This window comes from Streptomyces hamibioticus, assembly GCF_047946815.1.
Taxonomy (GTDB): Bacteria; Actinomycetota; Actinomycetes; order Streptomycetales; family Streptomycetaceae; genus Streptomyces.
Genome location: NZ_JBKKQY010000001.1, coordinates 484,093 through 508,967, shown reverse-complemented (window position 1 = coordinate 508,967; position 24,875 = coordinate 484,093). Strand labels below are relative to the sequence as shown.

Annotated in this window: 24 protein-coding genes and 1 pseudogene; 12 read left to right on the top strand and 13 right to left on the bottom strand. The window is 72.7% G+C overall.

The annotated features are described in order from the left end of the window. Positions 1–88: 88 nt before the first annotated feature. Positions 89–1,183 carry an AI-2E family transporter gene (locus ACLGIH_RS02250; RefSeq protein WP_416523500.1) on the bottom strand — a complete coding sequence of 365 codons (1,095 nt, stop codon included), beginning with the start codon at positions 1,181–1,183 and terminating at the stop codon, positions 89–91. Between the two features lie 105 nt (positions 1,184–1,288). Here ACLGIH_RS02250 and ACLGIH_RS02245 point away from each other — a divergent pair, with 105 nt between their 5' ends. Next, positions 1,289–1,504: a hypothetical protein gene (locus ACLGIH_RS02245; protein ID WP_416523499.1), complete on the top strand. Its 216-nt coding sequence runs from the start codon at positions 1,289–1,291 to the stop codon at positions 1,502–1,504. Between the two features lie 141 nt (positions 1,505–1,645). Beyond that, the gene (locus tag ACLGIH_RS02240; RefSeq protein ID WP_416529264.1) at positions 1,646–2,866 is read left to right on the top strand and encodes a Cmx/CmrA family chloramphenicol efflux MFS transporter; all 1,221 of its coding nucleotides are present in this window, start codon (positions 1,646–1,648) and stop codon (positions 2,864–2,866) included. A gap of 255 nt (positions 2,867–3,121) precedes the next feature. Here the strand turns inward: ACLGIH_RS02240 and ACLGIH_RS02235 are convergent, their stop codons facing one another. The 3 genes from ACLGIH_RS02235 to ACLGIH_RS02225 form a co-directional block, all read right to left on the bottom strand. Beyond that, entirely contained in the window at positions 3,122–4,051 is a 930-nt protein-coding gene (locus ACLGIH_RS02235) for an NADP-dependent oxidoreductase (RefSeq protein ID WP_416523498.1), read from the bottom strand. A 97-nt stretch (positions 4,052–4,148) separates the two neighbouring features. After that, entirely contained in the window at positions 4,149–5,159 is a 1,011-nt protein-coding gene (locus ACLGIH_RS02230) for a LacI family DNA-binding transcriptional regulator (protein ID WP_416523497.1), read from the bottom strand. Positions 5,160–5,295: 136 nt separating this feature from the next. Next, a complete protein-coding gene (locus ACLGIH_RS02225; protein WP_416523496.1) occupies positions 5,296–6,183 on the bottom strand; it encodes a GNAT family N-acetyltransferase in 888 nt (295 codons plus the stop codon). A gap of 335 nt (positions 6,184–6,518) precedes the next feature. On the opposite strand from ACLGIH_RS02225, the gene ACLGIH_RS02220 reads away from it, so the two are divergent. After that, the gene (locus ACLGIH_RS02220; RefSeq protein WP_416523495.1) at positions 6,519–6,971 is read left to right on the top strand and encodes a DUF6098 family protein; all 453 of its coding nucleotides are present in this window, start codon (positions 6,519–6,521) and stop codon (positions 6,969–6,971) included. On the opposite strand, the gene helR is transcribed toward ACLGIH_RS02220, so the two are convergent. The 3 genes and pseudogenes from helR to ACLGIH_RS02205 form a co-directional block, all read right to left on the bottom strand. After that, complete coding sequence (gene helR, locus ACLGIH_RS02215) at positions 6,968–9,163, bottom strand: RNA polymerase recycling motor ATPase HelR (protein ID WP_416523494.1); 2,196 nt, start codon at positions 9,161–9,163, stop codon at positions 6,968–6,970. The genes ACLGIH_RS02220 and helR overlap by 4 nt on opposite strands. Positions 9,164–9,377: 214 nt before the next feature. Beyond that, positions 9,378–10,373, bottom strand: a complete 996-nt coding sequence (sph, locus tag ACLGIH_RS02210; RefSeq protein WP_416523493.1) for a sphingomyelin phosphodiesterase — start codon at positions 10,371–10,373, stop codon at positions 9,378–9,380. Between the two features lie 114 nt (positions 10,374–10,487). Further along, a pseudogene (locus ACLGIH_RS02205) lies at positions 10,488–12,591 on the bottom strand (SpoIIE family protein phosphatase). 370 nt (positions 12,592–12,961) lie between these two features. On the opposite strand from ACLGIH_RS02205, the gene ACLGIH_RS02200 reads away from it, so the two are divergent. Next, a complete protein-coding gene (locus ACLGIH_RS02200; protein WP_416523492.1) occupies positions 12,962–13,534 on the top strand; it encodes a DUF4396 domain-containing protein in 573 nt (190 codons plus the stop codon). A gap of 12 nt (positions 13,535–13,546) precedes the next feature. Here the strand turns inward: ACLGIH_RS02200 and ACLGIH_RS02195 are convergent, their stop codons facing one another. Continuing rightward, positions 13,547–13,957, bottom strand: a complete 411-nt coding sequence (locus ACLGIH_RS02195; protein ID WP_416523491.1) for a four-helix bundle copper-binding protein — start codon at positions 13,955–13,957, stop codon at positions 13,547–13,549. A gap of 136 nt (positions 13,958–14,093) precedes the next feature. Then, positions 14,094–14,693 (bottom strand): hypothetical protein, encoded by a 600-nt coding sequence (locus tag ACLGIH_RS02190; protein WP_416523490.1) that lies wholly within the window; start codon positions 14,691–14,693, stop codon positions 14,094–14,096. A gap of 428 nt (positions 14,694–15,121) precedes the next feature. Between ACLGIH_RS02190 and ACLGIH_RS02185 the strand changes: the two genes are divergently transcribed. The 3 genes from ACLGIH_RS02185 to ACLGIH_RS02175 all read left to right on the top strand — a co-directional run bounded on the left by ACLGIH_RS02185 (position 15,122) and on the right by ACLGIH_RS02175 (position 17,895). Then, on the top strand, positions 15,122–16,414 hold the full coding sequence (locus tag ACLGIH_RS02185; RefSeq protein WP_416523489.1) for an FAD-dependent monooxygenase: 1,293 nt from the start codon (positions 15,122–15,124) through the stop codon (positions 16,412–16,414). After that, the gene (locus tag ACLGIH_RS02180; protein WP_416523488.1) at positions 16,387–17,322 is read left to right on the top strand and encodes a hypothetical protein; all 936 of its coding nucleotides are present in this window, start codon (positions 16,387–16,389) and stop codon (positions 17,320–17,322) included. Before ACLGIH_RS02185 ends, ACLGIH_RS02180 begins: the two co-directional genes overlap by 28 nt. A gap of 84 nt (positions 17,323–17,406) precedes the next feature. Then, positions 17,407–17,895, top strand: coding sequence for a hypothetical protein (locus ACLGIH_RS02175; protein ID WP_416523487.1), 489 nt, complete (start codon positions 17,407–17,409; stop codon positions 17,893–17,895). A 62-nt stretch (positions 17,896–17,957) separates the two neighbouring features. On the opposite strand, the gene rpmF is transcribed toward ACLGIH_RS02175, so the two are convergent. After that, positions 17,958–18,128, bottom strand: a complete 171-nt coding sequence (rpmF, locus tag ACLGIH_RS02170; protein WP_416523486.1) for a 50S ribosomal protein L32 — start codon at positions 18,126–18,128, stop codon at positions 17,958–17,960. Between the two features lie 155 nt (positions 18,129–18,283). Further along, positions 18,284–19,012 carry a S1 family peptidase gene (locus ACLGIH_RS02165; RefSeq protein ID WP_416523485.1) on the bottom strand — a complete coding sequence of 243 codons (729 nt, stop codon included), beginning with the start codon at positions 19,010–19,012 and terminating at the stop codon, positions 18,284–18,286. A gap of 516 nt (positions 19,013–19,528) precedes the next feature. Here ACLGIH_RS02165 and ACLGIH_RS02160 point away from each other — a divergent pair. From ACLGIH_RS02160 to ACLGIH_RS02145, 4 genes are all read left to right on the top strand, one after another. Further along, entirely contained in the window at positions 19,529–20,227 is a 699-nt protein-coding gene (locus ACLGIH_RS02160; protein WP_416523484.1) for an SAM-dependent methyltransferase, read from the top strand. A 161-nt stretch (positions 20,228–20,388) separates the two neighbouring features. Next, entirely contained in the window at positions 20,389–20,973 is a 585-nt protein-coding gene (locus ACLGIH_RS02155) for a DUF488 domain-containing protein (protein WP_416523483.1), read from the top strand. A 103-nt stretch (positions 20,974–21,076) separates the two neighbouring features. Continuing rightward, positions 21,077–21,412, top strand: a complete 336-nt coding sequence (locus tag ACLGIH_RS02150; RefSeq protein ID WP_416523482.1) for an ArsR/SmtB family transcription factor — start codon at positions 21,077–21,079, stop codon at positions 21,410–21,412. 2 nt (positions 21,413–21,414) lie between these two features. After that, on the top strand, positions 21,415–22,140 hold the full coding sequence (locus ACLGIH_RS02145; RefSeq protein ID WP_416523481.1) for a cation efflux transmembrane domain-containing protein: 726 nt from the start codon (positions 21,415–21,417) through the stop codon (positions 22,138–22,140). A gap of 55 nt (positions 22,141–22,195) precedes the next feature. On the opposite strand, the gene ACLGIH_RS02140 is transcribed toward ACLGIH_RS02145, so the two are convergent. Both ACLGIH_RS02140 and ACLGIH_RS02135 read right to left on the bottom strand, forming a co-directional pair. Beyond that, a complete protein-coding gene (locus ACLGIH_RS02140) occupies positions 22,196–23,134 on the bottom strand; it encodes a TauD/TfdA dioxygenase family protein (RefSeq protein ID WP_416523480.1) in 939 nt (312 codons plus the stop codon). 382 nt (positions 23,135–23,516) lie between these two features. Then, positions 23,517–23,696 carry a hypothetical protein gene (locus ACLGIH_RS02135; protein ID WP_416523479.1) on the bottom strand — a complete coding sequence of 60 codons (180 nt, stop codon included), beginning with the start codon at positions 23,694–23,696 and terminating at the stop codon, positions 23,517–23,519. A gap of 252 nt (positions 23,697–23,948) precedes the next feature. Between ACLGIH_RS02135 and ACLGIH_RS02130 the strand changes: the two genes are divergently transcribed. Then, a complete protein-coding gene (locus ACLGIH_RS02130; RefSeq protein ID WP_416523478.1) occupies positions 23,949–24,830 on the top strand; it encodes a trypsin-like serine protease in 882 nt (293 codons plus the stop codon). Positions 24,831–24,875: the final 45 nt, after the last annotated feature.

Genomic DNA, 24,875 nt, shown 5'->3' with positions numbered 1-24,875 from the left:
CCGCGAGGACACCGACTGTCATTGATGACTGCGGATCCGGGAGAAAGTCATCGGCCGGTGACCGTCCGGATCGCCGAGCCGCGGCCCGTCAGCCGGGCTGGGCCGTCTCCGGTTGCTCCGGCGGGTCGCTGAGCTGTTCGCGTACGTAGTTCCAGGCCACGCCGATCAGCGCGGCGGCCGGTACGGCGAGCAGGCTGCCGACGATGCCGGCCAGGCTGGCGCCCAGTGTCACCGCCAGCAGGACCACCGCCGCGTGCAGGCCCAGGCCCCGGCTCTGGATGATGGGCTGGAAGACGTTGCCCTCGAGCTGCTGCACCACGACGATGATCACCAGAACGATCAGCGCGTCGGTCAGGCCGTTCGACACCAGGGCGATGAGCACCGCGACGAACCCGGCGAACAGGGCGCCCACGATGGGCACGAACGCGGACACGAACGTCAGCACCGCCAGGGGGAGCACCAGAGGCACCCCGAGGATCCACAGGCCGAGGCCGATGAAGACGGCGTCGAGCAGGCCGACGAGCGCCTGGCAGCGTACGAAGGAACCCAGGGTCTCCCAACCGCGCAGCGCGACGGTCGGCACGTCGACGGCGAGCCGGCCCGGCAACTGCCGGGCGAGCCAGGGCAGGAACCGCGGCCCGTCCTTGAGGAAGAAGAACATCAGGAAGACCGCGAGGACGGCGGTGACCAGGCCGTTGGCGACGGTGCCCACCCCCGTGGCCACGGCGCTGACCATACTGCCGACGCTGTCCTGGAGGCGGGCCATCGCGGAGTCGACGGCCCCGGTGATCTGGTCGTCGCCGATGTTCAGCGGCGGTCCCGCCGCCCACTCGCGCAGCTGCTGGATGCCCGCGGCGACACCGTGGGTCAGTTCGTCGGTCTCGGAGGCCATCGGCACCGCGATCAGCGCCACGATGCCCGTGGCCGTCAGCAGGAACAGCACGGTCACCACCGCCGCGGCCAGGGCCGGAGGCCACCCGCGCCGTCGCAGGAGGCGGGCCACGGGCCAGGTGAGCGTGGTGAGCAGGAGGCCGATGATCAGGGGCCAGACGACCGACCACATGCGCCCGAGGACCCAGAGGGCCACTGCGAGCATCCCGAGTATGAGCAACAACTCGACGGAGACACGCGCGGTCGTGTGGAGCGCGGAACGAACTCTCGCGGAATTCAGAGTGGCAGACACGGAGGTCACCCTATGGGGCGGGCGATTCAAGGATCGGCCGGGCCGGGTGCCACCGCCGACGGGCCCCCGCATGCGGGCGCACGGCTGCCGACGCACCCTGGGGACATGGCCGGTGATCTGCCCGTGGTGATCTACCCGCCCTCCGGCGACGGTGGCCGGCGGGTCCGGGTCGACGGAGCCTTCCTGGGCATGGCGTACACCCTCGTGGACATCGCCGAGTTCCTGCGCCGCGCAGGCATGGAGGACGTGGAGGCCTCGGACGTGGAGCGCGCCGACTGGGTCGAGTGGCGCGGCGGGGGACCGGGCGTCTGGGCGCCTTGAGGAGGGCGGGCCGCCAGGAGCGCCGAACCGCACCGTCGGCCGGATGGCGGGACGACGGCCGGGCAGGGAATGGCCGCGGGCAGCCCGTCGTTGACAACGATCATGCCCGATCCTTCCGCCGTACGGCCCACCGCTGCGCGCATGCCGCTCGCCGTCTACATCCTCGGTCTCTCCGTCTTCGCGCTCGGCACGAGCGAGTTCATGCTCTCCGGCCTGCTGCCGCCCATCGCCGACGACATGGACGTGACCATCCCGCAGGCCGGTTTGCTGATATCGGCGTTCGCGATCGGCATGGTGGTCGGCGCGCCCCTGCTCGCGGTCGCGACGCTGCGGCTGCCGCGAAAGACCACGCTCGTCGCCCTGCTCTCGGTGTTCGGCCTCGGCCAGATCGCGGGCGCCCTGGCGCCGGCCTACGAGATCCTGTTCGCCTCCCGGGTGGTGAGCGCACTGGCGTGTGCCGGGTTCTGGGCGGTCGGCGCGGCCGTCGCCATCGCCATGGTGCCGCAGACCTCACGGGCCCGCGCGATGGCGGTGATGATCGGCGGACTGTCGATCGCCAACGTCCTCGGCGTCCCGGCTGGCGCGTTCCTCGGCGAACACCTGGGCTGGCGGTCCGCGTTCTGGGCGGTGGGCGCGGCGTCCGCCGTCGCGCTCGTCGGTGTGGTCACCCTGATCCCGCGTATCCCGCTGCCCGGGCGGCGGCCCCGGCTGAAGGGCGAGCTGTCGATCTACCGCGACCGTCAGGTGTGGCTGTCCATCGCGATGACCGCGCTCGCGGCGGGCGGTGTGTTCTGCGCCTTCTCGTATCTCGCCCCGCTGCTCACCGATGTGGCCGGGCTGGCGGACGGCTGGGTGCCCATGGTGCTGGGGCTGTTCGGGATCGGTGCGCTGGCCGGCACGACGGTCGGCGGCCGGGTCGCCGACGCACACCTGTTCGGTGTACTGCTTTCCGGCATCGCAGCCTCGACCGTCCTGCTGGCCGCGCTGGCGCTTTCCGCGTCGGCGCCCGCCGTCGTGATCGTCCTGTCGTTCCTGCTCGGCTTCTCCGCGTTCTACACGGCGCCGGCGCTCAACGCGCGCATGTTCAACGTCGCGGGCGCCGCGCCGACGCTGGCGGGTGCGACGACGACCGCCGCGTTCAACCTGGGCAACACCGGTGGCCCCTGGCTCGGCGGTACGGTCATCGACGCGGGCCTCGGCTTCGCCGCGACGGCCTGGGCCGGCGCGGCGATGACCCTGCTCGCGATCGCCCTGGTCGCCGTGTCCCTGCGGCTGCACAGCCGGTCACGCGTGGTGCTGTCGGGGCTCGCCGCGGAGCCCGCCGACGCGGTCACCGCCCGGGAAGGAGTACCCCGGGGCTGAGAACGCCGGCCGGGCCCGGGGCGGCCCGGCGGCGCAGAGGCGCGGCCGAGCCGCCGGCTCGGCCCCACGTCCTCGGCGCGCCGGGCGCCGGGAGCGCTCCTCCGATGCCCTCTCCGTGCGGTGTACGGCGAGGACTCGGCCGGGCCTTGCCCGACCACGCCGGGCGGCGGCCACGCACGGCCGGCACACTCCGGCGGGCCGGGTGCCGGCCGTCCGGAGCACACGGTGGCCGGCCATGGTGCGCCGAGCCGTGCGTCAGTGCTCGCCGACGGCGAGGACCAGCTTGCCCCGGGTGCGCCCCTGGCCGCTCAGCCGCCACGCCTCGGCCGCGTCGGCGAGCGGGAGGACCTTGGCCACGGGGACGGTGAGCCGGCCTTCGTCGGCCAGTCGCGCGAGGGCGGTCAGACCGGCGGAGTCGGGCCGCACCCACACGTAGTGGCCGCCGCGGGCGGTGACCCCGGGGTCGACGATCGAGGCCACCCTGCCGGGGTCGTCGACCAGGGCCAGGGACACCTCGAGGGCGTCCCCGCCGACGAGGTCGAGCGCGGCGTCGATGCCGTCGGGGGCGAGCGCCCGCACCCGGTCGGCCAGGCCGTCGCCGTAGGTCACGGGCTCGACGCCGAGGCCGCGCAGGAACTCGTGGTTGGACTCGCTCGCGGTGCCGATCACCCGGGCGCCGCGCGCCAGGGCGATCTGCGCGCCGAGCGAGCCCACCCCACCGGCGGCGGCGTGGATCAGGACGGTCCAGCCGGCCCGAAGCCCGACCCGCTCCAGGGACTGATGTGCCGTCAGGCCGGCCAGCGGCACACCGGCGGCCTGCTCCCAGGAGAGCGAGGCCGGCTTGCGGGCCAGCATGCGGACGTGTGCCGAGACCTGTTCGGCGTAGGCGCCGAGCTGGGCCCAGTCCTTGCGGATGTAGCCGAACACCTCGTCACCGGGGGCGAACTCGCCGGCGTCGAACCCCACCCGTTCGACGACCCCGGCGACGTCCCATCCGGGGATCTGCGGGAAGCGGCTCTCGACGAAGTCGTCCAGCAGGCCGGCGCCCAGTTTCCAGTCCACCGGGTTGACCCCCGCGGCCCTCACCCGGATGAGGACCTCGCCCGGGGCAACCTTGGGCTCGGGGTGGTCGGTCAGCTCCAGGTCGTCGGCGGAACCATAGCTCTTGAGTGTGATGGCCTTCATGGCAGCGAATATACATGCGTACGCTCTATATTGCCGCGCACAAAAAATGCTCTTGCATGAAAATCGGCCGGTCTCAGGCCCGCGCCAGCCCGGCCGGTCAGTGCCGCCCCGCGCCTTCGGTGCTTTCGCGCAGGACGAGCCGGTGCGGCACCACCAGGTCCCGGAGCGACCGGTCGGCCGCCGGCACCGCCTCCGCCCCGGCGGTACCCGCCGCCTCCTCCATCCGGCGTTGCAGCAGCTCGACCGCGACCGCGGCCACCGCGGCCTTGTCGGGGGCCACCGTACTCAGCGTCGGCACGCTGAACCGCCCGGCCTCCACGTCGTCGAAGCCGACGACGGCGACGTCCTCGGGCACCCGGACGCCGCGCTCGTGCAGGGCGCGCAGCGCGCCCAGCGCCAGTTGGTCGTTGAAGCACAGCAGTGCGTCGGGCCGGGCCCCCGCGCCCAGTGCCCCGGCCACCGCCTCGGCGCCGTCGGGCACCCGGAAGGAGGCGACGGGCAGCAGAGCGGCCGGATCGTGGGCGATGCCCGCTTCCGCGAGGGCGGCGCGGTAGCCGCGGGTACGGGCCTCCGCCGTCCCGAGACGCGCCCCGTCCCGCCCGCCGACGGCCGGGATGGAGCGGCGCCCGAGGCCGATCAGATGCTCGGTCGCCTCCCGCGCGGCCTTCTCGTTGTCGATGGCGACATGGTCGGCGCCCTCCTCCAGCAGTTCGCCCAGCAGTACGGTCGGCGGCGCGCCCGCGCGCTCGCGCAGGTCCTCGGCGGTCAGGTCCAGCGGACTGAGGACGACCCCGTCGACGAAGGTGGAGCCGAACCCGGCCAGTGCCGCCAGCTCGTGGTCGCGGTCCCCGCCGGTCTGGTGGATGAGCACGGTCAGGGACCGCTGTTCGGCCTCGCGGATGACATGCCGGGCCAGCTCGGCGAAGTACGGGACGTCCAGTTCGGGGACGACGAGCGCGATGATGCCGGTCCGGCCCTTGCGCAGATGACGGCCGGCCAGGTTCACCCGGCAGCCGAGTTGTTCGATGGCCTCCTGGACCACGCGCCTGGTCCGGTCGGAGACATGGGCGTAGTCGTTGATGACGTTGGACACCGTCTTCTCCGACACTCACGCGCGCCGTGCGACGTCCTTGATCCGTGGTCGCGCCACCGGAAACCTCCCCGCCCCTCGGACCTGCCGGGTCCGGGTCCCGGCATCCCCGCCCTTCACCGACCCGCTGCACTGTAGGCGTCGGTCACGCCCCTCACCCGGTCCGCGGCGCGCCGTAGGAGAACCTGTACCCGGCGAAGTCGGCGACATGGACGTACCCGATGCGCTGGTAGAGGGCGTTGCTGGTGGGGTTGCCCGGGTCCGTGAACAGGACGACGTCCGTGGCGCCCGCGGTCAGCGCGGCCCTGCTCGCCTCGGCCGTCACGGCTCCCGCGTAACCGCGGCCGCGGAGGTGGGCCGGGGTGTAGACGGGGTCCACCCGGACCATGCCGCCGATGACCGAGGTCGCGGCCGCCATCGAGACCGGGGTGCCGTCCGGGGTCTCCCAGAACGTGAAGTGCCGGTCGCCGAAACGCGAGTCGTCCCAGGATCCGGCGTCGATCAAGTCGATGGAGCGCTGCTCCCCGACGTCGACACAGAACTCACGGCACCAGCGCACGATTCGCTCACGGTCCTCGGCGCCCGTGACGCGCCCCCGGCCCGCTGGGCACGGCCGCGGTGGGGTGAGCGTACCGAGACGGTACAGATGCGTCCGCCAGAAGGGCGCCGGCGCCGCGCCCGTGGTCCGCTGCCATGACCCGGCGAAAGCGATGGCGGTGTCGTGGTCCGCGATGACGTCGGAGGGGGAGTGGCCGAGGCCGGCCAGGTGAGCGGCGAGGGTGTCGGTCTGCTCGGCAGAGAGGGGGGTGAGGCCCAGGCGGCCGCGCGGAGTGAGATAGAAGATCGCACGGACCTCGCCTCCTGACTCCAGCCGACCGAGAACGGCAGGTTCGGCGTCGCGTTCGGCCGCCCGGCGTATCCGCAGTTTCTCGATGTCCGTCAGCGGCGTGTTGTGCAGGGCGGGGCGCGAGCACAGGAACTCCCCTGCCCGGGCGAGGAACTCGTCGACGTCTTGGGTGAGGTGCCAGTCATCCGGGAGCATGCTTCATGATCCCGGATGACCGCGTCTCGGGGGAGCGGCTGCGCACCGCCTTTCGGCCACAGGTGTCCGGTCGAGGACGGGGTCGTCCTCGAGAAGCAGGCCCGCACGTCCCGGCTCCTGGCCGTCGTGGGCCCTCCCGCACGGCTTGACGTGGGAAGCCAACCGGTATGGAGCGGCCGGCCCGGGGTACCCATGGGCGCTGGACCCGTGCTGGTGACGAGGCAAGGGAGGCTTGCGATGCTCAGGGCACACCTCGCGCTGCCCGATGTCCCGACCGGCCGCGACGCGCCGCCGGGAACCCGGCACGCCGAGCACGGCCGGGAGACGCCCTGCTCATGAGCGCGACCACGAACCTGCCGCTATTCGCCGGGCTCGACGAACTGGCGCGGCTGGTCACCGGCCACCACGGGCTGTACGTGCGCTGGTCCCGCGGCCCTGCGCACGACCTGCCCGAGGTGACCAGCACGGACGACCTGACCGGCGTGAAGCTGCCCGGACTGTCGGCCAGCCCGCTGGACGTCGAGGAGTGGTGGGGGGACCGGCCCGTGCACGTCTGGGTCGCCCGGCGGCTGTACGACTACTGTCACCTCCCGCGCGTCAAGGACGCCCGCACCCGGCCGTGGGTCCTCCAGGGGTGCGAGGTGGCCCGCGGCCCGGACAACGAGCCCCTGGTGGCCGACGTCCGGCCGCTGGGCTGGATTCCCGGCCACGTCATCGAGGAGGCGAGCGCCATCATCACCCGGCAGCCCGGACGCTGGGGTCCCATCGACCGGGACGGAACCCCCTAGGAGCCGCTGGTCAGGACGACGAGCTGCTGGGTCGCCCGGGTCATCGCCACGTAGCGGTCGACCGCTCCTTCGACGCCCTCGCCGAAGCCCTCCGGGTCGACGAGGACGACCAGGTCGAACTCCAGCCCCTTCGACAGCTCCGGGGTCAGCGAGCGGACGCGGGACGTCGCGCGGAAGGCGGGGTGGCCGATGACGCAGGCGGTACCGTCGTCGTGCGCGTCGAGCCAGGTGCCGAGGACCGCCTCCAGGTCCGCGACGGATCCGTGTACGACGGGGTAGCCGCCGCTGCGGACGGAGGCCGGCACGTTGGCGTCCGGGAGCACGGCTCGGATGACCGGCTCGGCTTCCGCCATGATCTCTTCCGGCGTCCGGTAGTTGATGCTCAGAGAGGCCGACCTGATCCGGTCGAACCCGTTCCGCTCGAGCCGTTCCCGCCAGGACTCCGTGAACCCGTGCCGGGCCTGGGCGCGGTCCCCGACGATGGTGAAGCTCCGGGACGGGCACCGCACCAGCAGCATCTGCCACTCCGCGTCGGTCAGCTCCTGCGCCTCGTCCACGACGACGTGCGCGAACGGCCCGGCGAGCAGGTCCGGGTCGACGGCGGGCAGTTCGGTCTCGTCGACCAGGCTGACCTGGGCGTCCGGCCCGCGCAACATCGTCACCAGGCCTTCGCCGTCGTCACCGTCGGCGCCGGAGTCGGCCGCGGCCCGGATCATGTTGTCGACGACCTGTGCCATCCGCTCGCGCTGGGCGGCGAGGACGGCCTCGTTCCGGCGCTTGCGCCGGGCCGTCTCCGGATCGCCGAGCCGCTGCCGTGCCGCGTCCAGGAGCGGCAGGTCGGACACCGTCCAGGCCTGGGCGTCCGCACGCTGCAACAGCCGCACCTCGTCGCGGCTCAGCCAGGGCGCGCACATCCGCAGATACGCGGGAACCGACCACAGGTCTCCGACGAGGTCGGCCGCTTCGAGCAACGGCCACGCGCGGTCGAGGGCCGTGAGCAGTTCCCTGTTCCGCGTCAGCGACCTGCGGACCAGCTCGGCCGGGGCGTCGGCGTCGTGCCTGTCCACCAGGAGCGTGAGCAGTTCCTCCCAGATCTGCCCGCGCGCCTCGTTGTGCGGAGTCCCGGGATCCGCCGCCTCGAACGCCGTGGCCCAGTCGTCGGCGCTCAGCCGGACGTCGGACCAGTGGGTCGTGACCGTCATCCCCTCGGTGGGCGGCTCCTCGTAGAACCTGACGGCCGTCTCGATCGCCCGGACCATGTCCGCCGTGGATTTGAGGCGGGCGACGTCCGGGTCGGTATCGATCCCCGCCGCGGCTCCCTCGGGGACGAGGTCCCGCAGCGTGCAGGTCTGCACGCTCTCCTCCCCGAGGCTGGGCAGGACGTCGGCGACGTAGGCCAGATAGGGCTGGTGCGGACCGACGAACAGCACGCGGCCCCGGCGGCGGCCGAGCCGGGGGTCGGCGTAGAGGAGGTAGGCGGAGCGGTGCAGGGCGACGACCGTCTTCCCCGTGCCCGGACCGCCGTCGACCACCAGCGCGCCGCGCGAACCCGCGCGGATCACGGCGTCCTGGTCGGCCTGGATCGTGCCGAGCACGTCCCGCATCCGGGGCGACCGGGACGTGCCCAGGCCGGCGATGAAGGCGGACTGGTCGTCGAGCGCGGCGTGCCCGGCGAACCCGTCCGAGGTGAACACCTCGTCCCAGTAGTCGCTGATCCGGCCACGGGTCCACCGGTAGCGGCGGCGGCTCGCCAGCCCCATCGGATTGGCGTGGGTGGCCCCGAAGAACGGTTCGGCCGCGGGGGAGCGCCAGTCGATCAGCAGCCGACGGCCCTCACCGTCCGTGAGGCCGAGCCGTCCGACGTACACGGGCTCGGAGTCGTCCGCGCCGACCATGCGACCGAGGCACAGGTCCAGACCGTAGCGGCGCAGGGTGCGCAGACGAGCGGTCAGCCGGTGAATCTCCGTGTCCCGGTCCAGGGCCTGGCGGCCCAGGCCGCCCGGCGCCCGGCGCTCGGCGTCGAGGCGGGCGGTCACTTCGGCGATCGACGCCTCCAGGCATTCCGCGATGGCCGCGAAATGCCGCTCGTCGCCGGCGATCAGCGCCGGGTCGGCCTTGGCGGAGAGACGGTCGGGCAGGTCGAATGCGTCGGTCTCCCTGGACGACCCATCCGTCGACAACAGCACACGCATAGCGCGAATCCCCCGTTTTTCCGCAGGTGGTGGCACAGGGCGATGATTCTGCGGTACGACGGGGGCCTTGCCGCAAGCCCCCCGGTGCGCTGTACGTTGAGAGTGGAAAGGAGTGGTCACCTCCTTTCCTTTTTCTTTCGGCACCCTTTCCGGCGGCCCTTTCGACGCCCCTTGCGGCGGCCGTTCCGGCGGCCGTTCCGGCGGCCGCCACGCGTCAGCCGGCGGAGCCGGTCACGGGGTAGTGGTCCGAGAGGTTGGTGTACGTGTACGACGTGCCCCGGCTGGTGACCGTCCAGGGCGCGCTCTGCTCCTTGACCACGTCGTTCTTCCAGCCGGCGGGGCGCACGTGCCCCGCCCGGTGCAGGACGTGGTCGAGGTCCTCGCGCGGGTCGTCGGGGTAGCGGTCGCGCGCGATCGAGTTCTCCGCCGTGTCGAAGGAGTACGGGTGCCCGGTGCGCGCGTCGGCGTCCACCAGGCCGGCGTCCGCGAGCATGGAGCCGTACTCGGCGCTGCGCGAGTCGACGTTGAGGTCACCGGCGACCAGGACCTGCTCGTCGGCCGGGATGCCCTTGGCGTCCAGGAACGAGTCGACGGTCCTGAACTGACGGCTGCGCATCCGAGCCGCCTCGCCCGCCGCACAGCCCGGGTCCGTCGACTGGGCGTGCGTGCCGACGACGTGCACCCTGCTGCCGTTCACGTTCAGCACGACGTACGCGAAGCCCTTGTTGGACCACCAGTCCGCTCCACAGGCGTCCTGGTAGATCCACTGCTCGCTGCGCAGGATCGGCCACTTGCTGAGGACGGCGACACCGCCGTCCTCCGGGGTCGTCGCGGAGTACGCCCCACCGGTGGCGTCCCAGCCGCTCTTCGTGCGCCCGACGACCGGCGTCTGGTACGGGTACTGTCCCGCGACGGCGCTCTTGAGCGCGTCGGAGGAGGAGTTGTCGAACATCTCCTGGAACACCACGACGTCGTTGCCGCTCACGAAGGGCGCCTTGGCGATCTGGGCGGCGCGGTGGTCCTGGCCCCAGTTCGGGTAGAGCGACTTGCTGAACAGGAAGGCGTTGTACGACAGCACGCGCACCGGTGGTGTCTGCTCGGCGGCCGAGGCGGCCGAGGCGGTCGGTGCCGTGCCCGCCAGGCCGGCGGCGGCGAGCGAGAGCGCCAGCGCGGCGGCACGGCGGGAACGGCGCAGGGCGAAGAGCGTCATCGGATCTCCCTGGGGTGAGGCTGAGTGGCGCCGCACATCAAACCACCGCCGATTACTCCCAGGTAACACCTGTGCGGCGAAAGGATGTCGGGCGGCCGGTACCGCCGCCCGGCCTCAGTGGCCGGTGCCGCGGTGCAGGACGAGGAGCGCGATGTCGTCCGTGCGCTGCCGGGTTCCGCCGGTCTCCCGCAACAGGGTGTCGATGAGCGCGTCGAGGTCCTGGTCGTCGGCCCGGGCGAGATGGTGTGCGAGATGGGTGACGGAGTCGTCGAAGTCGACGCCCGGCCTCTCGATGAGGCCGTCGGTGTAGAGGACGAGCATCGTTCCGGGGGTCAACTCGACCGCGGCCTCGGGGAAGCGGGCATCGGGGTCGATGCCGAGGAGCGGTCCCGGGGTGACGTCGACGGGCCGGGTGCCGAGGTCGGGGCGGCGCAGGACCGGTGGCGGGTGACCGGCGCTGGCCAGGGTGGCGCGGCCGCGGGCGAAGTCGAGATGGACGTACAGGCAGCTGGTGAACAGATCGGGGCCGAGATCGGTCAGGAGCCTGTTGGTGCGGGACAGGACCTGGCCGGGGGTGGTGCCCAGGGTCGCGTGGGCGTGGACGCCGGTGCGTACCTGGCCCATGAGAGCGGCGGCGGCGACGTTGTGGCCCTGCACGTCGCCGATGACGGCCGCGGCGGCGGTGTCGCCGAGCCGGATCAGGTCGTAGAAGTCCCCGCCGATCTCCATCCCCTGGGTGGCGGGCAGATAGCGGGCGGCGACCCGCAGACCGGTGATCGTGGGGAGAGCCCGCGGAAGCAGCGCCTGCTGGAGACCATGGGCGAGGTCGTGCTTGGTGTCGTACAGCCGGGCGCGGTCGAGGGCCTGGGCGATGAGCCCGGCCAGTGAGGTCATGACGGCACGTTCCTCGGCCGGGAACGGGTGGGGGCGGTCGTACGACAGGACGCAGATGCCGACGGGCCGGCCGGAGGTGATCAACGGCAGGAACGCCCAGGCCTGCTTGCCGCTGATCAGCGGCGCCTCGGGATAGATGCGCCGCATCTCCTCCGCGTCGGTGAAGAACGCGGGGATGCCGCTGCCGATGGCCCGGCCGGCCGGGGTGAAGTCGGTGTCGAGGGGGAGGCCGTCGAGGCGTTCGATCGTCTGCGGGGCGTAGCCGCGGTGGCCGGTGATCCGCAGCCGTCCGGCGTCGGCGGTGGACAGGACCAGTCCCTGCGCGCCGAAGGCGGGCATGATCTCGTCGGCGACCAGGTCGACGACGTCCTGGACGCCGACCACCTCGGTCAGCCCGGCGGCCAGGTGGGTGAGCTGGTACAGCTGACCGGCGCGGGCCGGTGCGGCGGTGCGCTCGGAATTCCGGGGTGTCCGCAGAGCAGGGGCGTGGGTGCCGGAGGGCACGATGCGGACGCTGATGCCGCTGGCGTCGGGGTAGAGGTGGAAGTCCAGCCAGTGGCCGGGCGGGCGGCACGCGGTGAACGAGACGGGCTCGCGGCTGAGCACGGTGGCCCGGTAGCGGTCCTCGTAGGTGGGATCGTCCAGCCAGCGCAGGGACAGCCACGGGAGGGTGCCGAGCAGCCGGTCGGCGTCACTGCCCAGCAGTTCGCAGGCACCGGAGCTGACGAAGGTGAACCGGCCCTCCAGGTCCAGGGCGCAACTGCCACCGGGCAGGCGTTCGATGAAGTCGGCGGTGGCCCTCTCCGGACCGGCCGGCGGGCAGGACCCTCGGCCGGTCACCCCCGTCCGGTCGCCTGCCTCGCTCGGCGGCTTCCTCCAGCACCCGGGCCAGGCGGCGGCAGCTGGACGCGATGTTGCTCCGTTCCCGGCCGGTCATGTACGGCGGGCGGGTGGCCGGCCACATCAGCAGCAGGGAGCCCCACCGGCGGACGCCGGTGACCGGTGCGGCGGCCAGCGCCAGGGGATAGGGGAGGGCGACGGCGGTGCGCGGATAGGCGCGTGCCATCTCCTCCTGGCTGCCCACCCAGACCATGCGGTCCTCGCGGATCGCGTCGGCCACCGGGGCCGGCGCGGTGACCGGCACCCTCTCCCACGGCGCGGCGAGTGCCGCCGGCGCCCCGCACAGCGCGTCGAGGCACAGAATCTGCTCGTCCGGTGAGAGCAGGTACAGAGCGCCGATGGACGCGCCGGTTCGGCGGACCGTCTCGGTGAACGCGGCGTCCAGCGCACCGCCGTCGGCGGCGGAATCACGCGTGCCGGTCACGGGCCACCTCGAGCATCACGGCGGAGCCTCCCGGAAGGCAGCCGGTGGCCGCTCCCTTCCGGGCGCGGGACGCGCACACCGGACGTACCCCACTCGTCCCATACGAGGACGTTACGCCTTTGCCGGGCGCTCGGCACACCGTCGGCCGGCGGTGTGCCGAGAAGGGAGGGCGTGCTCGGACCGGGGCGCCGCTCGACGTGGGCGCGGGTGGCGGTGTGGAGCGTGGTCGTGGCCGGCCCGACCGTGCTCGCCGCCGCAGTCACCGGTGGTGGGCCCGGAACGCCGTGGGAATATGCCCCCCGGGGGTATAGGTTTTCCGGGCCTGGGCCCCGTCACGGGCCGCACCGGCAGCCGGATGGGGATGAAGGTCATGGACCACAGCTCGCACCGCACCGACACCACCGCGCCCACGCATGGCACCACCGCTCGCGCGCACGGCACCGCCGCCCCCGCGGACGGCCACGGCCGTCCCGGCCGTCCCGGCCGCGGGGAGCGCTCCGGCGGCCACGGCGCATCCTGGCCGACGGCGGTGAAGGCGACGCTGCACTGCCTGACCGGGTGCGCCGTCGGCGAGATCCTCGGCATGGTCATCGGCACCGCACTGCTGTGGGGCAACGTGCCGACCATGGTCCTGGCGATCGGCCTCGCCTTCCTCTTCGGCTACTCCTTCACGCTGTTCGCCGTGGTGCGTGCAGGGCTGTCCCTCAGGGCCGCCGTCAAGGTGGCGCTGGCCGCCGACACGGTCTCCATCGCGGTGATGGAACTGGTCGACAACACCATCATCGCGCTGACGCCGGGCGCGCTGGACGCGCGCCTGTCGGACGGCCTGTTCTGGTCGGCGCTGCTCGGCGGCTTCGCCGTGGCGTTCCTGGTCACCACACCGGTCAACAAGTGGATGATCGGCCGCGGCAAGGGGCACGCCGTCGTCCACGCCCACCACTGAGGCCGAAGCGTCTCAGCCGAGCCCGGCGAGCAGGTCGTTGCAGGCCTGCTCGCAGCGCCGGCAGGCCTCGGCGCAGACACGGCAGTGCTCGTGCATGTCGGCGTGGGCCGCGCACTCGTCACCGCAGGCCTTGCAGACGGTGGCGCAGGCCTGGAGGACCGCCCGGGTGACGTTGGCGTCGTAGCCGGTGTGCCGGGACAGCACGGACGCGGTGGTGGTGCAGATGTCGGCGCAGTCCATGTCGGTGCGGATGCACTTGGTCAGCTCGCCGACCATGTCCTCCGACAGGCAGGCGTCCGCGCACGCGGTACACGCCTGCGCGCACGCGAGGCATTCCTCGATGCACCTGGCCATGGCCTCCCGGTCGACACCGCCCAGGTCGGCCGGGTAGGTGCGCAGCATCTCGCGGACGGACGTGCTCATGGGTTCGCTCCTGTTCCGACGGGGGAGCGGGCGTGAAGTGCGCCCGCCGGTTCCGCTGCCGGGTATCACCGCGCCGCGCACGGCAAACCGCCGCGAGCGTCGTGCGGGGTGTCGATGCCGCGCACCGCCTCCGCTCTCAGGACCTCGGCGTCAGCGCCTCTTCGGCCGGACTCGCACCGGCCGAAGAGGCCGGGCCGGTCTGCATGAACACGGTCGAGGCGGAGTTGGCCCGCAGCGCGGCGTAGGCCCGTTCGACCTCCCCGTCCCGTACCGGCCGGGCGCGCGCGACGGCCGACAGGTCGCCGGCGCACTGCAGCTCCCAGCGGGGGAAGCGGCGGCGCATGCGGGCGACCCGGTCGCCGGGCGCGAAGTACAGCATGGTGGTGTTCTCGTGGGGGTTGTGCGCGAAGCCCTCGTACACCATCTCCCCCGTGGTCTCCAGGCGGTCCGCCAGGTCCGCGAGCGCGGCGGGCCGGGGGTGGTCCAGGAAGAGGCCCACGTGGTTCTCGAAGCCGTGCGTGCGTTCCGCGTCGGCGACGCCCGGACGGTAACCGGGGCTCGTCCGCGGAAACAGAAATATCTCGACCTGCGGACCGGGGTTCGGCGTCACGCTCAGCCGGGTCACCAGTATTCGCGCGTCATCGGGCAGTCCGTGGCGTTCGACGAGCCGGCGCTTCACCAGGACGCTCGGAATAGTCGCCGTTGCCTGCCAGCCATTTTCCCGGAAGTGCTCCATGGCTGCTTCTTCGGAGGTGGGAAACAACAGCGTCCCGCAGTGGGAGACAATGCACTGGCTTTTGATTTCCCGTTTCAGCGCGTCGGGCAGCCAGGGCGGCAGGAGCGCCTCAAGGGAGCTTCTGGAGGCGTGACGTGCGTAGTCAACGGCATGCTGGAGGCGCTGGATGTCGCACGCGCCGAATGTCACGTGATTCATGTCGCAGCCTTTCTGTTGCCGACTCTCAATTTGAAGCACGTAACCCGTTAGGCGGCACTCGGGTCGGAGCCAATCGGGTGAACATGTTGATTCCTGGTGCGTGTGCGAGGCGTGGCCCTGGCAGCGCGTTTGCACCTTTTCTCGCCCTCCCGCATTTTTGGGTGGGAGGGGCCGAAAGGATGTTGAAAATGATGCCACACAGCGGAAGGAATTCTCCCCGAATTCTGATCGTGGGCGCCGGCATCGGAGGGCTGACGACCGCGCTCAGCCTCCATGCCGCGGGTCTGGACGACGTCGTGGTCGTGGAGGCCAGTCGGCGGCTGCGCGCCGTCGGCGCGGGCATCAACCTCCAGCCCGCCGCCGTCCGCGAGCTGAGCGAGCTGGGCCTGGGGGAGGAACTGGCCGCGCGGGCGGTGGCCACGGCCCGGCTGGAGTACCACCACCGCTACGGCGGCATGATCTGGTCGGAGCCGCGAGGCCGGGCGGCCGGCTATCGCTGGCCGCAGTACTCCGTGCACCGCGCACACCTCCAGGCGCTGCTGCTGCGGGAGGTGACCCGGCGTCTGGGGCGCGGAGCGGTCGTCACCGGCCGGCGCCTGACCGGGTACCAGCAGCACCGGCGCGACGGCCGGGGCGGGCCCGTGCTGGCGTACGTGGCCGGCGGGCACGCCCCGTACACCTGCGACCTGCTGATCGGCGCCGACGGCATCAACTCCGCCGTACGGTCCGCGATGTATCCGCGCGAAGGGCCGCCGCTCTGGAACGGCATCTGCATGTGGCGCGGGCTCAGTGACGAGCCGCCCTTCCTGGACGGGCGGACGATGGTGATCATCGGCTGCAACTCCCGGGTGAAGGCCGTGGTCTACCCGGTCTCGCCGCCCGACGCGTCGGGCCGCTGCACGCTGAACTGGGTGGTGGAGACCCGCGGCGACGGCGGTCCGGGCGGGGCCCCGCCCGCCGACTGGGACTGCGAGGCGGCTCCCGGCGCCGTCCTGCCCCACCTGGCGGGCTGGCGCACACCCTTCCTCGACCTGCACGGCACGATCGCGGCGGCACCGCGTGTGCTGCGCTATCCGATGATCGACCGCGATCCGCTGCCCGGCTGGACCGACGGCCGTGTGGTGCTGCTCGGGGACGCGGCCCACCCGATGTATCCCACCGGCTCCAACGGCGCCTCCCAGGCGATCGTGGACGCCCGCGTGCTCGCGTACCAGCTCGCCCACCACGACGACCTCGACGAGGCGCTGTCCCGGTACGACGCGCTGCGGCGCCCGGAGGCCACGCGGCTGCTGGCCGCGCACCGGCGGCTGGAGCCCGACCCGCTGCTCCATCGGGTGGAGAACCTTGCCCCGGACGGCTTCTCCGACATTCGCCAGGTGCTGCCGGACCACAGGCTGGCGGACATCAGGTCCTGCACGCGCGAAGTCACCGGCGTGGACGCGGCAGGGCTCAACGCACGCTCCTCGTGGAGCGTCCCGGCACGAAGGATCGCCGCATGCGCCTCGTCCACTCCGTCGGGCTGACGTCGGCCGCCCTGCTGCTCGCGCTGCTCCCCGGTGCGGCGGGCGGACACCTGGTCGCCGGCACGGCCCCGGACACCGCCGGCACCGGCCGGGGGGCGCGGGGCGGGGATGTCGCGTACGGGCCGGCGGAGCGGCTCGGCGAGGGGCGGATCCGGGTCTTCCGGGAGGACGCGGACGACCGTCCCCGCTCCCTGGGCGTCGTCCTCAGCGCGTCCGCCCTCACCGGCCTGCCCACCACCCCCACGGACGGCGAGCACTGCCTGGACGCGGACGGCGACGGACGCGTCCACCCGTCGCACGAGTGCGTCGGCGGTCACGGCCTGGAGCTGTCCCTGCCGGACGGACCGGCCGGCCGAGCGGGCCCCGGGCTGCCCTTCCGGTGGGTCCTGTTCAACTGGAACCCGCAGGGCCACAAGCCCCACGGCCGCTACGACGTCCCCCACTTCGACGTGCACTTCTACCTGGTGCCGCGCGAGACGAGGGACGGCATCCGGCTCGGCCGCTGCGCCCTGCTCATCGACTGCGCCCAGCTGTCCACGGCCGCCGAGCCGGTCCCCGCCGCCCATCTCCCGGAGGGCTATCCGGCCTCGAGCCCCGAGACGGCGGAGGGGGCCATGGGCGAACACCTGGACAGCCGGCCGGCGAGCGCCGGGTCCCTGACCGGGCACACCTTCATCTACGGCGCCTACGGGGGAGAGATCGTCTTCATGGAGCCGATGCTCACCAAGGCCTTCCTGGAAGGCCTCCGTGCCACCCCGCCGCACCGCACCTGCGCCCCGGTCCCGCAGCCCCGCGCCTGGCGCGCCCCCGGCTGGTACCCGACCCGTTACTGCATGGCCTACCGGCCGGCGCACGACGACTACACGGTCACGTTGACGGACTTCACCCCGAGCGACTCCGCGCGCTGACGCCGGTCCCGGGCGCCCGCACGCGGCCGCGCGCCCCGGAAATATGGGTGCGCGCCGCCGGGTCCGTCGCCTACCGTGCCGGGCATGCGCGTCGTCTTCACCAAAGGTCCCGGCACGAGCTACGACATCGCCGTCCACCGCGAGGCCGGCGCGGCGCTCGCCCCGCGCAACGGTCCCGGTGGGCACCCGTATCTCCCGCACGACCTGGTGCACTTCCTCGTCGAGGCCGAGGCGGGCATCGAGCTCGGGGTCTACGGGCGGCTGGCCGCCGGTGACAACGGCATGTTCTGGCCGGCCGACCCGGCGGAGCGGGTGAAGGCCGCCCGGCGCCGCAGGTCGAAGGGCGTGAAGCCGTCCCCTCGGGCGCAGGCCGACATGGCCAGGTCGGAGGAGCTGGCGGGCATCTCCGTACCGGTGTGGGAAGTGCGGCGCGGCCACGCACGGGAGCTTCCGGCGTATGTGACGGCGCGGGAGATCCCCCCGGTGGTCGAGCGGATCGTGTCCCGGTTCGACGACCACGCCGACCGCTGGCACGCGCTGCCGGTCGGAGGTTCGCTGACCCTGACCTGGTGACCCCGGCCGCGGCCGGGGCCGCGCACCCGTGAACGGCGGCGGGCGCCGCGCGGCCGTCGGCGTCAGTCGTCCGGGCGCAGCAGGCCGCGGCGGTAGGCGGGCACCAGGTGCTGCGGGACGCGGTAGGTGGCACCGTCCACCGTGACCGGTACCAGGTTCGGCGTGGCCGCCTTCCACTGGGCGCGGCGGTGGCGGGTGTTGCTGCGGGACATCTTCCGCTTGGGCACGGCCATGGGTGGTTCCTCCCGGGGTCGTCGTACGGCGCGGAGCGTGCGCCGGGGCGGACCCGACAATACACGACAATGATTTTCATCTGCACTGCCGGCCCCTCGCCGCACTGCGGCGAGGGGACCGGTGTTTCCGCCGGGAGGCGGGAGGCGTGAGCGGGTCAGACGCCGGCGATCGACTGGATCCAGGAGCGGTACTGCGTCACGTTGGTGTACGCGGTGGTCGTCTGGCGGTCGCTGGTGGAGGCGACGCCGACCTGGATGCCGTTCGCCATCATCGGGCCGCCGGAGTCACCGCCGGCGGTGATGCCGTCGCCGCGGCGGGCGCAGATCGCGGAGCCGCCGTAGGCGTCACCGCATCCGCCGGTGACCGTGACGTTGGCGACCTTCAGGTACGGGGACTGGCAGTTGGCCTCCGATCCGCACCGCGAAGTGGCGCCCCAGCCGTACACCTGCACGGTCTGGCCGACCCGCACCGAGCCGGGCTGCCCGAGGCGGGCGTAGGTCGCCGACACGGAGCGGTCGAGACGGACGAGCGCCAGGTCCGAGCTGTGGGTGTAGGTCTGGACGCCGTTGGCCAGGGTGCCGCCGCTGTGCTGGTACAGGCTGCCGATGCGGAACGACAGTCCGCCGCCGGTGACGCAGTGCTTGGCGGTGAGGATCCAGGTCGGGGCGATGATCGTCGCCGAACAGGTCTCTCTGCCGTTGGAGAACAGCCGGGCGGCCCAGGGGCCGCTGGTGGCCGCCCCGCCGCCGATGATGGGCTGCGGGGCCTTGGTGGTCGGAGCCGCCGGCGACGGGGCCGCGGTCGCGGTGGCCGTGGGGGCGAGAACGGCGAGGACGCAGGCCGCTGCTGCGGCGAGCGCGGACACGAGCCTTGGTATGCGCAAGGTTCCTCGATTCGGGGAGACACGCCGAACGGGGCGTGTGCGTGTGGGGGATGACGGCCCATGGGCCGCGAACACGGCCAACGCCCGGGTGTGAGGAGGGAGTTGGCCGCGAACACGGCTCAGAATCCCAGAGGAACGGCGCGCGGGGGTACTAGCTCTTGACCATAACGTGGTGCTATCACCGCCCCGCTTCCGTCCGGCGGCCGGGCGCCACGAGCCGGCCGGAGCACCCGGAAGAGACCGGCGCCGGGTGCGCCCGCACCCGACCCCACCCGCTTTCCGATGGCTCCCCGAACACGCCGTACGTTCCCCGGCGCAGGCGGCCCGACCCCGTTGGGCGCATGGGCCCGACGCACTGCCGCCGGGCCCGTTTCCGCTGGTGAGGCAGGCCGAAAACAGGTGTCGCCGACGGCCGGGCGGTCCCTACTGTTCCGGTTCCTGGACGACACTTCCGCCCCGCCACGGCTGACTCGGCTCACCTTCCACAGCCCCCTCTCCGAGGACCGGGCCGCCAGGATGATCGGCCGGCTCACCGGGAGAGCGACACCGGCCGCCCCGACGACCCTGCTCGACATCGGGTGCGGCTGGGGCGAGTTCATGCTCCGGCTGCTCGAGGCGGCACCCGGTGCGACGGGTGTCGGCATCGACCTCGACGAGGAGGACCTCGACCGCGGACGCGCGAACGCGGAGGCTCGCGGGCTGGCCGAGCGCGTCCGCTTCGTCCGGGAGTCCGCCGACGGCACCGACCGGGGCCCCGCCGACATCGTCCTGTGCTTCAGCGCCAGCCACGCTCTCAGCGACGCCCGGCCACCGGAGCACACCGCCGCCGCACTGCGCGCCCTTCGCCGCCTGGTGAAGCCGGGCGGCCGGGTGCTGCTCGGCGAGGGTTTCTGGCAGCGTCCCCCCACCGAGGAAGAGTTGTCGGCCATGTGGCCGGAAGCCTCCGCATCCGAGCACCACGACCTGGCCGGCCTCGTCGACCTCGCCATCGCCGCGGGCTTCCGCCCCGCCTGGATCGAGACCGCGAACAACGACGAGTGGGAGCACTTCGAGTCCGGCTACCAGGCCGACGCCGAGGAATGGCTCGCCGAACACCCCGACCACCCCCAGGCGGAGGAGACCCGTGAACGAGTGGACCGCCACCGCGACATGTGGCTCCGGGGATACCGCGGTGTCATCGGACTGGCCTACTTGACCCTCGTTCCGGTGGACTGACCCCGTCGCGTCCGCCCGGGCGGGCACCGCGTACCCGGCGCCGGGCAACGGCTCGGCGCCGGCGCGGGCGGTCACCGCGGCACGGCCGGTGCGCCGGTCCGCACCCGCACCGCGCCCGCCACCGCCGTGCCGCACCCGCCGAGACCTGCTGCACTGAAGACATGCACCACGACGGAACCGCCCCGGCGGACGAGCCGGGGAAACCGGGGCCCGAGCTGATCACCTTCGGTCACAGCACCGCGGACCGGGCGACGCTGGCCTCGCTGCTGCGGCAGGCCGGCGTCGCGGCCGTCGTCGACGTCAGGACGGCGCCCGGCAGCCGACGTGATCAGGACCTGGCACGGCAGCGGCTGGCCCGGTGGATGCCCGAGGAGAACATCGCCTACCGGTGGGAGCAGCGTCTCGGCGGGTACCGCAAGCCGTCACCGGACTCGCCCGACACCTTCTGGCGCAACGCGTCCTTCCGCGGCTATGCGGCTCATACCCGCAGTCCGGAGTTCGTCAGCGCGATGGACGCCTTGGTGCGGGAAGTGCATGAGCGGCGCACCGCGGTGATGTGCAGCGAGGCGGTGTGGTGGCGCTGCCACCGGCGCCTGATCGCCGACTTCGCGCTCCTCGCCCGTGGCGTGCCCGTCCACCACCTCATGCACGACGGGCGTCTCACAGCGCACACACCGACCCCGGGCGCGCGGCTGCGCGGCGACGGCCTCCTGGTGTACGACGCAGGCCCGCCACCGGAGCCGTGAAAGAGGCCCCTGCGAGACCGGCGAGCGTACGACCCGGACCCACTCGGAGAAGTGGGATCGATCCACGAAACCCTGAATTCAGGATCTGCTGTACTCTCATGCCGTGCTGACACTGACTTCCGACGTCGAGGTGCTGGCCCGGTTCGGCCGCGCGCTCGCCGACCCGATTCGCTGCCGCATCCTGCTCGCGCTGCGCCGGGCCCCGGCCCACCCCGCCGACCTCGCGGACGCCCTCGACATCTCGCGCACCCGGCTGTCGAACCACCTGGCGTGCCTTCGCGACTGCGGCCTGGTGGTCGCCATCCCGGACGGCCGCCGCACCCGCTACGAGATCGCCGACGAGCGCCTCGGCCATGCGCTGGACGACCTGCGCACCGCCGTGGTGGCGGTGGAAACCGACCGCACCTGCCCGGACGCCGACGCGAAGGACTGCTGCTGACCATGGCCGCCGAGACACCGATGTCCCTCGCGTCCTCCCCGGTCCGCCGCGACGCGCTCGCCCGCCGGATACGGCTGCTGGTCGCGGCCACGATCGCCTACAACGTCATCGAGGCGATCGTCGCCATCACCGCCGGCAGCCTCGCCTCCTCCACCGCCCTGATCGGCTTCGGCCTGGACTCGGTCGTCGAGGTCTCCTCCGCCGCCGCGGTGGCCTGGCAGTTCTCCGCCGCCGACCACGCCGCCCGGGAGGCGCGCGAGCAGCGCGCCCTGCGGATCATCGCCCTCTCGTTCTTCGCGCTCGCCACCTACGTCACCTTCGACGCGGTCCGCGCCCTGGCCGGCACCGGCGAGGCCGAAGGCTCCGTCCCCGGCATCGTCATCGCCGCCCTCTCGCTCGCCGTCATGCCGTTCCTGTCCGCCGCCCAGCGCAAGGCCGGCCGCGAACTCGGCTCCGCCAGCGCGGTCGCCGACTCCAAACAGACCCTGCTGTGCACCTACCTGTCCGCCGTGCTCCTGGTGGGCCTGGTGCTCAACGCCGCCCTCGGCTGGGCCTGGGCCGACCCGATCGCCGCCCTGGTCATCGCCGCCGTCGCCGTCAAGGAAGGCCGCGACGCCTGGCAGGGCAGGAGCTGCTGCGCGCCCGCCACCGCCGCCCCGGTCCCGTCACCGGCCGGGACCGGGGCGGACGCGTGCGGTTGCCGCCCCGGCTGCGACTGCTGCGCCTGAACCGCGAAGGGCCGTCACCGCTGCGCCCGGCGCGCGGACGCGAACGTGCGGCCGCCTACCGCGGGCGGTCGCCGGCGATCGCGACGCGTTCGGCGACGCGCCGGTGGCCGTCGTAGTCGTTCACGGCGTAGTGCTGGGTGGCGCGGTTGTCCCAGAAGGCGATGTCACCGGGTTGCCAACGGAAACGCACCTGGTACTCGGGAACGTGCGCCTGCTGGAACAGCAGCCGGAGCAGCCGGTCGCTCTCGTCGCGGTCCATGCCGACGATGTGCGTGGTGAACGAGGTGTTGACGAACAGCATGCGCCGCCCCGTCACGGGATGTCTGCGCACGACGGGGTGCTCCACGGGCGGGAAGAGGTCCTGGAAGGGCGCGAGCCGGTCGGGCCCGTAGAAGCGGGTGAAGCCGGGGATGAAGTCGTGCACCGCACGGGCGTCGTCGATGCGGTCCTTCACGTCCTGCGGGAGGTTGTCATACGCGGCGGCCATGTCCGCCCACATCGTGTCCCCGCCGAACGGTGGCACTTCGCGGAGCTGGAGGACGGCGCCGAGCGCCGGGCGTTCGCGGAAGGTGACGTCGGCGTGCCAGACGTTTTCGAACGTCTGGGCACTGCCGCCGCCCTTGTCGAACCGGACGACGTCCTCGCTGGAACCCGCGGCCAGCAACGGATTGGTCTCCAGCTCGCCCCAGTTGCGGGCGAACGCGCGCTGCTGATCGGACGTGAGGTGCTGGGAGCGGAAGAAGAGCACCTTCCACTCGAGCAGCGCGCGGTCGAGTTCCTCGCGCAGGCCGGGGGTGAGCGGGAGCGAGAGGTCGACGCCCCGGATCTCGGCGCCGATCGTGCGCGCCTGCGGGACGACCTCGAACAGTTCGTAGGGACGTTCCTCCCAGCCCTCCGGCAGCCGGCGCAAGGTGCGCGGTCCCTCGTGGAGTCCGTCACCCGGAATGGGTGCGGCGCGGAGGACGGCTGCGGGTCCGGCGTCCGTGACGGTCATGGTGCTCTTCTCCTTCGACCGGTTCTGGTCGGGTCGTGTGCAGTGACGAAAGGGGATGCCCTCTGCCAAAGCCGACTGCGCGGGCCACCGAGGGACGGCCGGCGGACGGCGACGGCCCGGCACGTCCGGTGCCCAGGTGGGGGAGAAGTGCTCCGTGCCGTCCGCCGTGAGGCGACGCCGACGCCCTGAGTCGGGGTGGCGAGCAGATGGCTCAACGGCAGTCGGTCATCGACCGGAGCGCTCACACCCGGTTCGATCGGGGCAACGCGAAGGCCCCGTAGTGGAGTCGAACCAGGCGGTGGTCATGGAACGATTGTGTGATCTTCGTTTGCTGCTGTCAACGCCGGCCCGGTACGCGTCCGTACGACGGGCCCCGCGCCCGCTACACGCCGCCGGCCCCGGGGAAGTGGTGCGGGGTCGGCACGTAGTGGCGGTCCAGGCCGGTGTAGCGGTCCGGGTGGCTTCCGCGGTGCGCGTCCGCGTGCCTGTACCTGCCGAGCCGGCGACGGCCCGAGACGACGTATCGGAGGGCGAGTACGGTCCGGGCAAGCATGGTCTTCATGGGCGTCCTCCTGGTCCCGGTGATCGGCCGCGGCTCGGCCTGCGGAGCAGGTGCGGCCCGTACAGCCTCGCCTGCCCCGGTGACGGACGGAAGATCCCTTACCGGCAGCCTGCGGTCCCGGACACTGCCGGGACCGGGCAACCCGATGGCGGCGAAGCAGCCCGTGGTCTTGCCGCAGACGATCACAGGCGCTTCAATGCACCCACCCCCACAGGAGGAACACCCGGTCCACACCCAGCGAAGGGGTTCTTCTTGACCGCCGTACGCGCCACCCGCGCCACCGCCGTCACGGCCGCCGCCTGCGCCGCCGTACTCGCCATGGCATCGTCCTCGTCCGCGATCAACTCCTACAACGCGGCTCCCGCCCCCGAACGCACCGAGGTCGGCGCCCTCGTGGCCACCTGGGACGACGACGGCGATCCGGCCACCCCGGACCGCGTCGACTGGGTCTGCTCGGGCACGATGATCGACGCCGACACCTTCCTGACAGCCGCTCACTGCACCACGGGCTGGCCGGACAACGTACGGTTCCACGTCTCCCTCGACCAGGACGTCCAGGCCGGACTGGACGCCGCCGCGCAGAAGTACCCCGGTGACCCCGCAGCCCAGGCGAGAGCCGTCGCCGTCCCGGGCACCGCCCACAGCCACCCCGGCTACCCCGGCCCGGCCGCCGACACCCGCGACATCGCGGTCGTCGAAGTCCCGGCGGCGAAGATGAGTTCACGCTGGTCCTTCACTCCGGCCGTGCTGCCCACCGCCGGCCGGCTCGGCGCGCTCGGACCGCGGAAGCTCGACTCCGCCGACTGGGTCGTCGCCGGATACGGCACCCAGGAGGCCATGAAGGGGCCGGGCGGCCACACCCACCCGGGCGGTGGTGTCCGGATGAAGGCACCGGTGAGCTTCGACGCCCTCAACGACGCGTGGGTGCGCCTGGCCATGACCGCGCCGCAGGGCAACGGCGGTGCCTGCTACGGGGATTCGGGCGGACCCAACTTCGCCGTCATCGACGGCGAGCGCATCCTCGCGGCGACGACCATCACCGGCGACGGCCCCTGCTACGCCACCAATGTCACGTACCGGCTGGACACTCCGGGAGCGCGCGCCTTCCTGTCGCCGTACGTGCGACTGCCGTAACCCAGCGAGCGCCCAGGACGGAAACCGCTGCGCATACGAACGGCA

What these genes read in the sequence shown, in the direction of transcription:
- ACLGIH_RS02195 (WP_416523491.1), bottom strand. Translation starts at nt 13,957, where the DNA reads ATGAGCACGTCCGTCCGCGAGATGCTGCGCACCTACCCGGCCGACCTG.
- rpmF (WP_416523486.1), bottom strand. Translation starts at nt 18,128, where the DNA reads ATGGCCGTGCCCAAGCGGAAGATGTCCCGCAGCAACACCCGCCACCGC.
- ACLGIH_RS02245 (WP_416523499.1), top strand. Translation starts at nt 1,289, where the DNA reads ATGGCCGGTGATCTGCCCGTGGTGATCTACCCGCCCTCCGGCGACGGT.
- sph (WP_416523493.1), bottom strand. Translation starts at nt 10,373, where the DNA reads ATGACGCTCTTCGCCCTGCGCCGTTCCCGCCGTGCCGCCGCGCTGGCG.
- ACLGIH_RS02235 (WP_416523498.1), bottom strand. Translation starts at nt 4,051, where the DNA reads ATGAAGGCCATCACACTCAAGAGCTATGGTTCCGCCGACGACCTGGAG.
- ACLGIH_RS02200 (WP_416523492.1), top strand. Translation starts at nt 12,962, where the DNA reads ATGGACCACAGCTCGCACCGCACCGACACCACCGCGCCCACGCATGGC.
- ACLGIH_RS02220 (WP_416523495.1), top strand. Translation starts at nt 6,519, where the DNA reads ATGAGCGCGACCACGAACCTGCCGCTATTCGCCGGGCTCGACGAACTG.
- helR (WP_416523494.1), bottom strand. Translation starts at nt 9,163, where the DNA reads ATGCGTGTGCTGTTGTCGACGGATGGGTCGTCCAGGGAGACCGACGCA.
- ACLGIH_RS02180 (WP_416523488.1), top strand. Translation starts at nt 16,387, where the DNA reads ATGCGCCTCGTCCACTCCGTCGGGCTGACGTCGGCCGCCCTGCTGCTC.
- ACLGIH_RS02190 (WP_416523490.1), bottom strand. Translation starts at nt 14,693, where the DNA reads ATGGAGCACTTCCGGGAAAATGGCTGGCAGGCAACGGCGACTATTCCG.
- ACLGIH_RS02140 (WP_416523480.1), bottom strand. Translation starts at nt 23,134, where the DNA reads ATGACCGTCACGGACGCCGGACCCGCAGCCGTCCTCCGCGCCGCACCC.
- ACLGIH_RS02240 (WP_416529264.1), top strand. Translation starts at nt 1,646, where the DNA reads ATGCCGCTCGCCGTCTACATCCTCGGTCTCTCCGTCTTCGCGCTCGGC.
- ACLGIH_RS02175 (WP_416523487.1), top strand. Translation starts at nt 17,407, where the DNA reads ATGCGCGTCGTCTTCACCAAAGGTCCCGGCACGAGCTACGACATCGCC.
- ACLGIH_RS02135 (WP_416523479.1), bottom strand. Translation starts at nt 23,696, where the DNA reads ATGAAGACCATGCTTGCCCGGACCGTACTCGCCCTCCGATACGTCGTC.
- ACLGIH_RS02225 (WP_416523496.1), bottom strand. Translation starts at nt 6,183, where the DNA reads ATGCTCCCGGATGACTGGCACCTCACCCAAGACGTCGACGAGTTCCTC.
- ACLGIH_RS02145 (WP_416523481.1), top strand. Translation starts at nt 21,415, where the DNA reads ATGGCCGCCGAGACACCGATGTCCCTCGCGTCCTCCCCGGTCCGCCGC.
- ACLGIH_RS02160 (WP_416523484.1), top strand. Translation starts at nt 19,529, where the DNA reads ATGATCGGCCGGCTCACCGGGAGAGCGACACCGGCCGCCCCGACGACC.
- ACLGIH_RS02155 (WP_416523483.1), top strand. Translation starts at nt 20,389, where the DNA reads ATGCACCACGACGGAACCGCCCCGGCGGACGAGCCGGGGAAACCGGGG.